The 11,687-nt window shown below is 59.0% G+C and carries 12 protein-coding genes; 2 read left to right on the forward strand and 10 right to left on the reverse strand.

Translation table 11 applies throughout. The features are described from left to right. Positions 1 to 2: 2 nt before the first annotated feature. The 3 genes from CKW21_RS00835 to CKW21_RS00845 are packed head-to-tail and all read right to left on the reverse strand — an operon-like array spanning position 3 to position 3,391. Positions 3 to 1,433 carry an N-acetylmuramoyl-L-alanine amidase gene (locus tag CKW21_RS00835; protein ID WP_095192134.1) on the reverse strand — a complete coding sequence of 477 codons (1,431 nt, stop codon included), beginning with the start codon at positions 1,431 to 1,433 and terminating at the stop codon, positions 3 to 5. Continuing rightward, the gene (gene tsaE, locus CKW21_RS00840; RefSeq protein WP_095192135.1) at positions 1,434 to 1,904 is read right to left on the reverse strand and encodes a tRNA (adenosine(37)-N6)-threonylcarbamoyltransferase complex ATPase subunit type 1 TsaE; all 471 of its coding nucleotides are present in this window, start codon (positions 1,902 to 1,904) and stop codon (positions 1,434 to 1,436) included. After that, positions 1,892 to 3,391, reverse strand: coding sequence for an NAD(P)H-hydrate dehydratase (locus CKW21_RS00845; RefSeq protein ID WP_095192136.1), 1,500 nt, complete (start codon positions 3,389 to 3,391; stop codon positions 1,892 to 1,894). Before CKW21_RS00845 ends, tsaE begins: the two co-directional genes overlap by 13 nt. Before the next feature lie 63 nt (positions 3,392 to 3,454). On the opposite strand from CKW21_RS00845, the gene queG reads away from it, so the two are divergent. Further along, complete coding sequence (gene queG / locus CKW21_RS00850; protein ID WP_095192137.1) at positions 3,455 to 4,534, forward strand: tRNA epoxyqueuosine(34) reductase QueG; 1,080 nt, start codon at positions 3,455 to 3,457, stop codon at positions 4,532 to 4,534. Here the strand turns inward: queG and CKW21_RS00855 are convergent. Continuing rightward, the gene (locus CKW21_RS00855) at positions 4,516 to 5,127 is read right to left on the reverse strand and encodes a trimeric intracellular cation channel family protein (RefSeq protein ID WP_095192138.1); all 612 of its coding nucleotides are present in this window, start codon (positions 5,125 to 5,127) and stop codon (positions 4,516 to 4,518) included. The two genes, queG and CKW21_RS00855, sit on opposite strands and share 19 nt — an antisense overlap. A gap of 221 nt (positions 5,128 to 5,348) precedes the next feature. Further along, positions 5,349 to 5,891, reverse strand: a complete 543-nt coding sequence (gene orn / locus CKW21_RS00860) for an oligoribonuclease (RefSeq protein ID WP_095192139.1) — start codon at positions 5,889 to 5,891, stop codon at positions 5,349 to 5,351. Positions 5,892 to 5,998: 107 nt separating this feature from the next. Here orn and rsgA point away from each other — a divergent pair, with 107 nt between their 5' ends. Beyond that, positions 5,999 to 7,030 (forward strand): small ribosomal subunit biogenesis GTPase RsgA, encoded by a 1,032-nt coding sequence (rsgA, locus tag CKW21_RS00865; protein WP_095192140.1) that lies wholly within the window; start codon positions 5,999 to 6,001, stop codon positions 7,028 to 7,030. A 177-nt stretch (positions 7,031 to 7,207) separates the two neighbouring features. Here the strand turns inward: rsgA and CKW21_RS00870 are convergent, their stop codons facing one another. The 5 genes from CKW21_RS00870 to motA all read right to left on the reverse strand — a co-directional run bounded on the left by CKW21_RS00870 (position 7,208) and on the right by motA (position 11,581). Further along, positions 7,208 to 7,849 (reverse strand): hypothetical protein, encoded by a 642-nt coding sequence (locus tag CKW21_RS00870; protein ID WP_095192141.1) that lies wholly within the window; start codon positions 7,847 to 7,849, stop codon positions 7,208 to 7,210. Continuing rightward, complete coding sequence (locus CKW21_RS00875; RefSeq protein ID WP_095192142.1) at positions 7,850 to 8,830, reverse strand: ImmA/IrrE family metallo-endopeptidase; 981 nt, start codon at positions 8,828 to 8,830, stop codon at positions 7,850 to 7,852. Positions 8,831 to 9,058: 228 nt separating this feature from the next. Further along, positions 9,059 to 9,328, reverse strand: a complete 270-nt coding sequence (locus CKW21_RS00880; protein ID WP_095192143.1) for a hypothetical protein — start codon at positions 9,326 to 9,328, stop codon at positions 9,059 to 9,061. A gap of 378 nt (positions 9,329 to 9,706) precedes the next feature. After that, a complete protein-coding gene (gene motB, locus CKW21_RS00885) occupies positions 9,707 to 10,726 on the reverse strand; it encodes a flagellar motor protein MotB (RefSeq protein WP_095192144.1) in 1,020 nt (339 codons plus the stop codon). 3 nt (positions 10,727 to 10,729) lie between these two features. Beyond that, complete coding sequence (gene motA / locus CKW21_RS00890; RefSeq protein ID WP_095192145.1) at positions 10,730 to 11,581, reverse strand: flagellar motor stator protein MotA; 852 nt, start codon at positions 11,579 to 11,581, stop codon at positions 10,730 to 10,732. Positions 11,582 to 11,687 lie beyond the last annotated feature (106 nt).

The following is an 11,687-nucleotide window of genomic DNA, read 5'->3' on the forward strand; positions in this document are numbered from 1 at the left end:
GTTCATTCTTTGGCCGCCAATTCAGTGCCAGGTATGGTCAAGTGCTGACCGACCTTGAGTTCGTCACTCGCCAGGTTGTTGGCGCTACGCAGCGCGGCCGGCGACACCTGATAACGCACGGCGATCATCGCCAGCGTCTCGCCCGGATTTACCCGGTGGTCACGCGGGCCTTGGGCGATTTTCCCGGAATCACGCAGCCAGGCGATGTAAGTGCCCGGTGGCGGATTTTGCTGGAAGAATTGACGCACACCGCTGCTGATCGAGCGGGCCAGCGCCTGCTGGTGGCTCGACGCGGCAAGTTTCGAGGCTTCGTTGGCGTTGGAGATGAATCCGGTTTCCACCAGGATCGATGGAATATCCGGCGACTTCAGCACCATGAACCCGGCCTGTTCAACCCGCTGCTTGTGCAGCGGCGTGACCCGGCCAATGTTGCTCAATACTTTCTGACCGACGTTCAGACTGGAGGTCAGGGACGCGGTCATCGACAGATCGAGCAGCACGCCGGCGAGCATGCGGTCCTTGTCGTCGAGACTGACGTTACCGGCACCACCGATCAGGTCGGAACGGTTTTCACTGTCGGCCAGCCAGCGCGCGGTCTCCGAGGTGGCACCGCGATCAGACAGGGCGAACACGGAAGCACCGAACGCGGCGGTCGAAGGCGCGGCGTCGGCGTGGATCGAGACGAACAGGTCGGCGCCCTTCTTGCGGGCGATTTCGGTACGCCCGCGCAACGGAATGAAGTAGTCGCCGGTGCGGGTCAACTCGGCACGGAAACCTTTGATGCCGTTGACCTGACGCTGCAATTCGCGGGCAATCTGCAGCACCACGTCTTTTTCGCGCTGACCGCGCGAGCCGGAGGCGCCCGGGTCTTCGCCACCGTGACCGGCATCGATCACCACAATGATGTCGCGTTTACCCGCCGGGGCCGGAGGCAGTTTGATAGCAGGCTCCGTTGGCGTGACCGGTACGGCTGGCACCGTGGCCACCGACGGCGTCGGCGCAGGCGGCGGCGCGGCATCGGCCGGGTTATCGAACAGATCGACCACCAGTCGGTTGCCGTACTGGGCGTTGGGGGCCAGGGAGAAGCTTTTCGGGGTGACGGCCTTTTTCAGGTCGATGACCACCCGCAAGTCAGTCGGCGTGCGTTGGGCCGAGCGCATGGCGGTGATCGGGGTATTGGCGCTGTTGACGTTCAGCGGCGCACCCAAGGACGCGCCATTGATGTCGATGACCAGACGATCGGGGGCCGTCAGGGTAAAGACGCTGTGCTGCACAGGGCCGGTCAGGTCAAACACCAGCCGTGTGTTGTCCGGCGCCCGCCACAGGCGAACACTGTTGACCTTCGTCTCGGCCACAGCGTCGACGGTCACCGCCAAAAACAATACCCCTACGGCAGCAACCAACGCGCGAAAGCGCATACCTAACCCCATCATTTATTTGGATTCCAATGCCAAAGCGGCACACCACGACTCGCCACGCGAGCCCTGGGACAAAATTTTCAGCGAACGCCCGCTGTCTTGCGGGCTAATGGTAATGGTCAGGTCGGGCTTTGGCAAAAAGCCTGCACCTTTATCGGGCCATTCGATCAGACACAAAGCGTCGTCTTCGAAATAGTCGCGGATACCGAGGAATTCCAGCTCTTCCGGATCGACCAGGCGATACAGGTCAAAGTGGAAGGCGCGGATATCGCCAATCTCGTAGGGCTCGACCAGGGTGAAGGTCGGGCTCTTTACCGCCCCGACGTGCCCCAGCCCCCGGATGATGCCCCGGGACAACGTGGTTTTGCCCATCCCCAGGTTGCCTTCGAGAAAGATCAGGCCGTGCCCTTTAGTGGTTTGGGCGATGCGTGCGCCAAACGCGGTCATCGCCTCTTCATCAGCCAGGTACAGGGTTACTTCAGACACGGTGCTTGCTCCTCCAACAACTGACGAATGGCTGGAATCAGATCACTGGCCGCCAGCCCGCGGCCCAATTTACCTTGCTGTTCACCGGCATTGGCGTGCAGCCAGACGGCAAGGCAGGCGGCGTCGAACGCATCCATGCCCTGGGCCAGCAGGGCGCCGACCAGACCGGCCAGCACATCGCCCAAACCGGCGGTGGCCATCGCCGGATGGCCCTGATGACACACCGTCAACCGCCCGTCGGGACTGGCGATCAGGCTGCCGGCCCCCTTGAGCACCACGACCGCTGTATATTTTTTGCTCAAGGCACGCACCGCCGCAGGGCGATCAGCCTGAACCTCAGCAGTACTCATGCCCAGCAACCGCGCCGCTTCGCCCGGATGCGGCGTGATCACACAATCCTTGGGCAAGTTCACACGTTCCTGCGCCAGCATGTTCAGCGCATCGGCGTCCCAGACTTGCGGCAGTGGTGCATTGGCGGCGGCGGACAACAAACTGTGCCCCCAGGCAGCCTGACCCAATCCGGGACCGACGACCAACACGGAAACCTTTTGCAGCAATTCCATCAACTGATTGGCCGACGAAGTACCCAACACCATCACCTCGGGGATTCGGGCCAAAGCGGCGGGCACATGTTCGCTGCGGGTCGCCACCGACACCATGCCGGCACCACTGCGTAGCGCACTTTGCGCACTGAGCAGGATCGCCCCGCCCAGACCGCGATCGCCACCGATCAGCAGCACATGACCCAATTTGCCCTTATGGGAGGTGGGCGCGCGACTGGCCAGTTGCGGCAGATTACCGGGCATCAGGCGACGGGCACTGGTGGGCGCGCGCTCAAGCAGCTGCGGATCGGCATGCAAGTCGTTAAAAACCAGTTCGCCCACCACGTCCGCCGCATCACCGGTGAACAACCCCAGTTTCAAGCCGATAAACGTGACTGTCAGATCGGCTCGCGCTGCGCAGCCGAGGGTACGACCGGTATCGGCGCAGAGGCCGGAAGGGATATCGACCGCCGCCACTGGCAGCTCGCTGGCATTGATCGAGGCGATGACACTGGCGTACGGCTCACGCACGTCACCGGTCAGGCCAGTGCCCAGCAAGGCATCCAGCACGAGGCCGCGCAATTCGGAATTTGCCGTCCAGGCTTCGATAAAGACGTTTTCGGACACCGCTTCGGCATGAGCCGCCGCCGCATCACCGCGCAACTGCTGCGCATCGCCCGCCGCCAGTACCCGAACCGACCAACCGGCACGCTTGGCCAGCACGGCCACCAGATAACCGTCACCGGCGTTATTGCCATGACCGGCGACCACCGTCAATTCACTCGCCGTCGGCCACTGGCGGACCAACGCTCGCCAGGTCGCCCGCGCCGCGCGCCGCATCAATTCGAAGCCCGGGGTACCGGCCGCGATCAGGCTCGCATCGAGCCCTCGGACCTGCGCAGCGCTGTACAGCGCGTCGGGTAAATCATCTTTAGTGTGCGGCATGCGTCTTCGGGCTCCGATGTCTGGCAGAATTATACGCACCTCAGCTCCGGTTTCTCTCGCCTCATGCCCGCTATTACCACAGACCTGCCCGCCCTCGCCCAATCCATCAAGGACTGGGGCCGCGAGCTGGGCTTCCAGCAAGTCGGCATCAGTGGCCTCGACCTGGGGGAGCATGAGCAGCACCTGCAGCGCTGGCTCGACGCCGGCTACCACGGTGAAATGGACTACATGGGCGCCCATGGCAGCAAACGCTCGCACCCGGATGAACTGGTACCGGGCACCCTGCGCGTGGTTTCGCTGCGCATGGATTACCTGTCGGGCGACACCAAAATGGCGCAATTGCTGGCCCAACCGGAAAAAGCCTACGTCTCGCGCTATGCCTTGGGCCGCGATTACCACAAATTGATCCGTAAACGCGTGCAACAACTGGCGGAAAAGATTCAGGCCGTGATTGGTCCGTTCGGCTACCGCGCGTTCGTCGACAGCGCCCCGGTGCTGGAAAAAGCCATCGCGGAACAGGCCGGCCTGGGATGGATCGGCAAAAACACCCTGGTCTTGAATCGTAAAGCGGGGAGTTACTTCTTCCTCGCCGAACTGTTCGTCGATTTGCCGCTGCCGGTGGACCCGCCCCACGCCACCGAACATTGCGGTCGCTGCAGCGCCTGCCTCGACATCTGCCCGACCAACGCTTTCGTCGGCCCCTATGTGCTGGATGCCCGACGCTGCATTTCCTACCTGACCATCGAACTCAAGGGCGCGATCCCCGAGGACTCGCGACCGCTGATCGGCAACCGGGTGTTCGGCTGCGATGACTGCCAGATCGTCTGTCCGTGGAACCGCTTCGCCCGCCCTTCTGGCGAAAGCGATTTCAAGCCACGGCACAACCTGGACAACGCCGACCTGGCCGCGCTGTTCATGTGGGACGAGGCCAGGTTTCTGAGCAGCACTGAAGGCTCGCCACTCAGACGGGCGGGTTATGAAAGCTGGTTGCGCAATCTGGCGGTCGGGCTGGGCAACGCACCGTCAACGATTCCGGTTCTGGAAGCTTTAAAAGCGCGGCGCGATTATCCATCCGAGATGGTGCGTGAACATGTCGAATGGGCGTTGCAGCAACATGCCGACCGTCAGGCCTCGTCGTTGTAGATGAACTTCGGCATTTCCCAATGAAAACGGATCGCCAGCAAGCGCAGCAGAAAACCGCCAAATAGCGTGATCAGTATCGCCTGCTCACCCGGCACGTTCAGCCAGAGACACAGCATGTAGCACCATGCCGCCGCGAACGAGACGCTGGCATAGAGTTCGCGACGGAAGATCAGTGGAATGTCGTTGCAGAAGATGTCGCGCAGGATGCCGCCGAAAACCCCGGTAATCACACCACTGACCGACGCGACCAACATGCCATGACCCATTTCCAGGGCGGTCATGCAGCCGATCAGAGTGAACGCCACCAGACCGACAGCGTCGAGGACCAGAAACAGCGAGCGCAGATGACGCATCCAGCGGGCGGTGAACACCGTGAACATCGCCGCGATGGTCGTCAATATCAGGTATTCCGGGTGTTTGACCCAGGTCAGCGGGTAGTGGCCGAGCAGCACGTCGCGCACCGAACCGCCGCCCAATGCCGTGACGCACGCGATCAGCACCACACCAAACCAATCCATGCCGCGACGGCCCGCAGACAAGGCGCCGGTCATGGCTTCGGCGGTAATGGCGATCAGGTAAAGCATCAGCAACATGGTGGCGGTCCTTGCACAAAGGCGCGCAGTCTACTCACTTCACCCAAGCACCAAAAGAGGGCAGAACAAGCACCGAGAACCTGTGGCGAGGGGATTTATCCCCGTTCGGCTGCGCAGCAGTCGTCTGCGGTATGCCTGATACACCGCGGTCACCGGTTTTGGGGCCGCTTCGCAGCCCAACGGGGATAAATCCCCTCGCCACAAAAGCCCTCGCCTAGCTATTAGAACTTGATGAAATGCTTGCGGTAGTGCTGCAACTCGGCGATGGATTCGCGGATGTCGTCCAGGGCGAGGTGGGTGCTGCCCTTCTTGAAGCTGTCCCGTACGTCTGGCGCCCAGCGCCCGGCCAGCTCCTTGAGCGTCGAAACGTCGAGGTTGCGATAGTGGAAATAGCTTTCCAGGGATTTCATGTGGTTATAAAGGAAGCGACGGTCCTGGCAGATGCTGTTGCCGCAAATCGGCGACTTGCCCTTCGGCACCCACTTCTCCAGGAAGGCAATGGTTTGCGCTTCGGCTTCAGCCATGCTGATACGGCTTTCGCGCACACGCTGGGTCAGGCCCGAGTTGCCGTGGGTGCGAGTGTTCCACTCGTCCATGCCGGCGAGGACTTCGTCGCTGTGGTGAATGGCGATCACCGGGCCTTCGGCCAAGGTGTTCAGGTCACTGTCGGTGACAATGGTGGCCATCTCGATGATGACGTCGGTATCCGGGTTCAGACCGGTCATTTCCAGGTCGATCCAGATCAGGTTCTGCGGGTTTTGCATGTGTCGGCTCCTAGGCAATGCTGCGCAGTTTAGCCTAGGCCGGTGGCCGGGCGTGCTAAACTCGCGGCCGTTTTACCTAATCGCTGCATTCTTGATACGGAACACCCATGGCCAAACGCCAACTCAATCGTCGTCAAAACTGGCGCATCGAAAAGATTCAGGGCGAACGCGCTGCCCGCGCCGCCAAACGCGAGTCCTCGGCTGTCGAAGCACTCGAAGGTGGCGACCTGGGTCCGGAACAGCACGGCCTGGTGATCGCGCACTTCGGCGTGCAGGTCGAGGTCGAGGCCCGTGATGGCGAGTTGGCCGGCCAGGTATTCCGTTGCCACCTGCGCGCCAACCTGCCGGCGCTGGTGACCGGCGACCAGGTGGTCTGGCGTGCCGGTAATCAGGGCATCGGCGTGATCGTCGCGCAACTGCCGCGTAACACCGAACTGTGCCGCCCGGACAGCCGCGGTCAACTCAAGCCGGTAGCAGCCAACGTCGACATGATCGTCATCGTTTTCGCGCCATTGCCTGAGCCACACGCCAACCTGATCGACCGCTACCTTGTCGCCGCCGAGCACGCGGGAATCAAGCCGTTGCTGCTGCTGAACAAGTTCGACCTGATCGACGAGCATAACGCCCCGGCGCTGAATGCCTTGCTGGCGGTTTATCGCACGCTGGGTTATCCGGTGCTCGAAGTGTCGGCCCATCACGGCAACGGCATGGAGCAACTGCAGAAGCAACTGGACGGGCGCATCAGTGTGTTCGTCGGCCAGTCCGGCGTCGGCAAGTCATCGCTGGTCAACAGCCTGCTGCCGGAAGTCGAAACCCGTGTCGGGCCATTGTCCGAGCTGTCCGGCCAGGGCACTCACACCACCACTACCGCGCGGCTGTTCCACTTCCCCGGCGGCGGCGAGTTGATCGACTCCCCGGGTATTCGCGAATTCGGCCTGGGCCACGTCAGCCGTGCCGACGTCGAAGCCGGCTTCATCGAGTTCAACGACCTGCTCGGCACCTGCCGCTTCCGCGACTGCAAGCACGACCGGGAACCGGGCTGCGCCCTGCTCAAGGCCCTGGAAGATGGCCGTGTGCAGCAACAACGGATGAACAGCTATCGCTCGATCATCGCGAGTTTGCCGGAGATCAATTACTAAGTAGCTTCGATCATTTTCGTGACGCCGCGAAAATGATTAGCAGTTTCCCGCAGACACAAAAAAAGCTGCGATCATCTCGCGGCTTTTTTGTGGGTCATGTTTGATCAAATACACACCTCAAGTAACCCTCCCTGAGTATTAACGGCGCTCTGGAGGGCCGCCAAGCTTGTGCATGAATCAGGGCTTGATGAACTGACCTACGGGCGCGAGGTATTGAGAAAGGCAGGTATTGGAGTGATGTTCATCACGTCCGGCACCGAAAGCCATTCTCAGAACCTTGTCATATTTTTCTACCGCAACATGAGCCTGAGCTTGCATGAGCTTCGTGCTGATATGAGTAAAACCGTATATTCGAATTGCTTTCAGAATGATTGACTCGACACATTCCACCCGCTGGAAAAGTATCTGCTTTGCTCTATCTGACTGCGACATCAAGATACCGACGAGTGCGCGTTTGTCACCCGTGGTAAATGAGTAGGGCTGTTGATTTTGAAATAGAGAGAAAGCATGCATCAACAGTAAAAGCTCGCCATCGTCGATACTGTCGATTTGAAGCAACTCCTCCATGAAGTCCAAATCTTCATCGGCAGCTCCAAGCACACGGCAAGACTGGACGAGATTGCAAAGTCGATCATAGGATTGGTAGCTACCGACGCGCCTGGATACGCACTTCTCCACATCATTTAAGTAGAGAGAGTGCCTGGCACTGTCTAGAACGTAGCAATCAGCAAGTCCGCACTGGAAAACTGATAAAGCTTCTTCAATCAAGTCACACTGAGCTAGCTTTACCAATATGTCGTTGTCGGTGAGGAGAATCATTTATGCGATAAGTTTCCGCAGTAAATGCTCACTGTCGTTCTTGAGATTCTCTCGAAGCTGCCGGAAAACAAAATCTGCAACCATCGCCCGGTCAGTGTTTTCTCCAGCGATGAAATTTGCGGCAGAAACACACAGAGCAAAAATGCTCTTGTTGTTATGGGCGCAATTCAAAACGATATGCGTAGGATCGATTTGATGATCTTTTCCATACTGCATCGCCATTCGCGCCAGCACAGGCGCCTTGACCAACTGCTGAAGCTTTAAATTGCCATGAGCATTACCGGTCAATAACTGAATCGCAAACTGGTCCGCGGCAAGCTCATCGGCATCTTTGTCTAGCGCGTCACCTTCCTTGATTTCATCATCGACAATCGTTCCATTTGCACCGACATGACCCAAGGCAATATGCCCGAGCTCATGTGCCAAATGGAAAAGCAAGAAGCCGCTTTTTCGATTGTTAGAAAGCACAATCGATGGCCGGCCATTGATCGCCATGGCGATGCCATCCATTTTTCTGCCGAGCAAAGGTGTAGCCAAGTGGATGACCGGGATGCCAATGCTCCAACAATAGTCGAGCAACGTAGACAAACCTACCCAAGGAGCACCCGACGAGAGCAAGTGCTCGCGAATCGCCAGTGCGTCCGGTGGAGGCGGAACGAATTGAGTGTCTAGCGCAGAAAGCGCGAGGCGCGAGGCGCTGCGAGCCAAGGCGACCGCAAGATTCACATCTGCTTCAGAGGTTTTGGCGGACTTTTTGAACCGCTTATCCGCTGGTAGGTCGAACTCAATCCGCGGAGGTGTCTCACTGAAAGGACGCATACGCAGACTTAATGCTTTGGCCAAATAGACCTTGGCTTGCTGCACACCTGAAGGTGACGCCTCGACCTCATCTGTCCACCAGTCAGGCAGCAGAAGAGTGAGCTTTCTTTTCGAAATGCCCTGTTTGTCTAAGGCGGAGTAAAGGTTCTGAACTGTGGTCATAGATCCCTCCTCCCTAGAATGGCATCACATGAAATGGGGCGCTCAAGCAGTAGACATCCTGTCTTGCCGCAAAACTCACGGGACAGTATAGATTCTTTGTAGCGGTTGCAAGTGATGCAGAGATGCGGACCATGCTGCTCGTCGAAGTCAGCCAGTGCCCCCGTCAGAACACGGGCTCTTCGAGACACAGCCCGCAAAAAAGCCGCGAATATCGCGGCTTTCTCATTTTCAGCGTGCAGTTTTTTCCAGCGTCCAGCCCAGCACATCCAAGGCATCACAGCCATCCTGGATCAATATGTGAGCGGCGTTGGCGAAATGCTCCAGGTCGTGCCCTTCGGCTTCTTTGACGCACAGGCAGGTGATGCTATTGAGCAGATTACGCGCGGCTTTGAGTCGATGGACGGCAGTTTCGAGGAGATCGGAAGCGCGGGCTTCGGTGTCGATGTACAGCGTCGGGCCGACACTGAAGCTGCCTTGAAGCGGATAATACTTAGCCATGGTCAAAAACTCCGGATGCGTTCGAGAGGCTTCATCTGTATTCGACCGGCTAAGATCGGTCGCCACGTTGGCAGCAACGATGGAACTATAGGCCGATGCTTGCGCGACTGAGAACCCAGGCGCGAAATTTCAGATCGTTCCTACAGCTACCAAGCAAACGCAAATCCCTCATAAGCACCGGCACGGCATGACGCAACACCTGTAGGAGCCAGCTTGCTGGCGATGGATGCAGGTACGCCGCGTTGATTCAGATAGCACTCGTTATCGATGACGACCATCGCTAGCAAGCTTGCTCCTGCAAGGGACCGTGCTCGTACTGAAAATGAAGCGACCTCCAAACAAAGCAAAAAAGCCGACATCGCTGTCGGCTTTTTTGGGTCACTGCTTCGGCGCTTCAGCCGGTTTCGGTGCCGGATCATCGAACAGGTTCAGCCGTTCGCGAAGTTCGTGAGCCGGCAACGGCTCCTTATCCGCCGGCAACGCGTTCGGGTCGGCTGGTACTTCGCCCGGACCACCTTGCCCTTGCGTTGGCTCGGGAGCCGGTTCCGCACCTTGTGAACCTTCAATGGCACGCTGGGCTTTCTTGGTCAGCACCACGATGTCGATACGGCGGTTGACCGGGTTGAACGGATGTTCGCGATCAAACAAAGCCGACGAGGCATAACCGACCACCCGCGCCACTTGCTGATCCGGATAGCTGCCCGCGACCAGCGCGCGGCGAGCGGCGTTGGCTCGGTTGGCCGATAGCTCCCAGTTACCGAAATCACCCTGGCCGCTGTACGGCTTGGCGTCGGTGTGGCCGCTGATGCTGATCTTGTTCGGCACCGCCTTGATGGTGTCGGCCATGGCCAGCAGGATGTCTTCGAAATACGGCTTCAGGCGGGCACTGCCGGAGTCGAACATCGGCCGGTTCTCGGCATCCACGATCTGGATGCGCAGCCCGTCCGTGGTGATCTCGAACATGATCTGGTCTTTGAACTTCTGCAGCTGCGGATTCTCTTCGACCTTGTTCTGCAATTCTTGCAGCAATAGCTCGAGGCGCTCCTTCTCCACCATCTCGGCCATGCCTTCGACCTGTTCGGCGTCGACAGTCACTTTGTCCGGCTGCGGCTGGGACTTCACCTCGGGATTGAGGGTGTTTTCCGGTGCCAACTCGGGTGTACCACCCAGGTCAATGATGTAGGGCGTGCCGCTTTCAGTGAAGCCGATCGGGTCCTTGAAGTAACCGGCGATGGCAAGCTTCTGCTCCGGTGTAGCGGTAGACAACAGCCACAACACCAGGAAGAACGCCATCATCGCCGTGGCAAAGTCGGCGAAGGCGATTTTCCAGGAGCCTCCGTGATGCCCGCCGGCGTAGCGTTTGACGCGCTTGATGATTATCGGCTGGTTATTTTCCATGACTTATCTGCCGCGAACCGCTTGTTCCAGCTCGGCGAAGCTAGGGCGGTGCGCCGGGTACAGAACCTTGCGCCCGAACTCTACTGCCAGCGATGGCGGCATGCCGGAAGCCGAAGCGACCAGCGAGGCCTTGATGGCTTCGTAGACGTTCAGCTCTTCCTTGGCATCGTGACCCAGGGCATGCGCCAGGGGACCGAAGAAACCGTAGGCCGCGAGAATACCGAAGAAGGTACCGACCAGTGCCGCACCGACGTGCAGGCCAATCATTTTCTGGTCACTTTCACCCAGCGAAGCCATGGTCACCACGATACCCAGTACCGCCGCGACGATACCGAAACCCGGCATGGCGTCGGCAATGCCGTTCACTGCGTGGGACGGATGATCCAGATCCTCCTTGAGGCTGGCGAGCTCCATGTCGAACAGGTTTTCCAGTTCGTGGGGAGCCATGTTGCCGGAAGACATGATGCGCAGGTAATCGCAGACAAACGCTGTCATGCGCTCATCCTTGAGGACCGTAGGGTACTTGGCGAAGATCGGGCTCGCGGCGGGATCTTCGATATCGCCTTCAATCGCCATCATGCCTTCGCGGCGACTCTTGTTGAGGATCTCGTAGATCAGCCCCAGCACTTCCAGATAGAAAGCGTGAGTGAAACGCGAACTGAACATTCCCAAGGCTTTCTTGAGAACGTGCATCGCCATGTGACCCGGGTTGGCCTGGAGGAATGCACCGAGGGCCGCACCACCGATAATCATCACTTCGAAGGGCTGGATCAGGGCGGCGATTTTGCCGTGGGAGAGCACGTATCCGCCGAGCACGCTCGCGAATACGACGATGATGCCGATTATTTTAGCCATAGGTAGGAGAGCACTTACTGAGTCGGGTTCAAGGTCATATTCGGAAGTTAAAAAATCTCTTCTTCTACTTATCGGCAAAACTGCGCCAGACTATAGCCAGTTCAGG

This window comes from Pseudomonas sp. Irchel 3A7 (assembly GCF_900187565.1).
Classification (GTDB): domain Bacteria; phylum Pseudomonadota; class Gammaproteobacteria; order Pseudomonadales; family Pseudomonadaceae; genus Aquipseudomonas.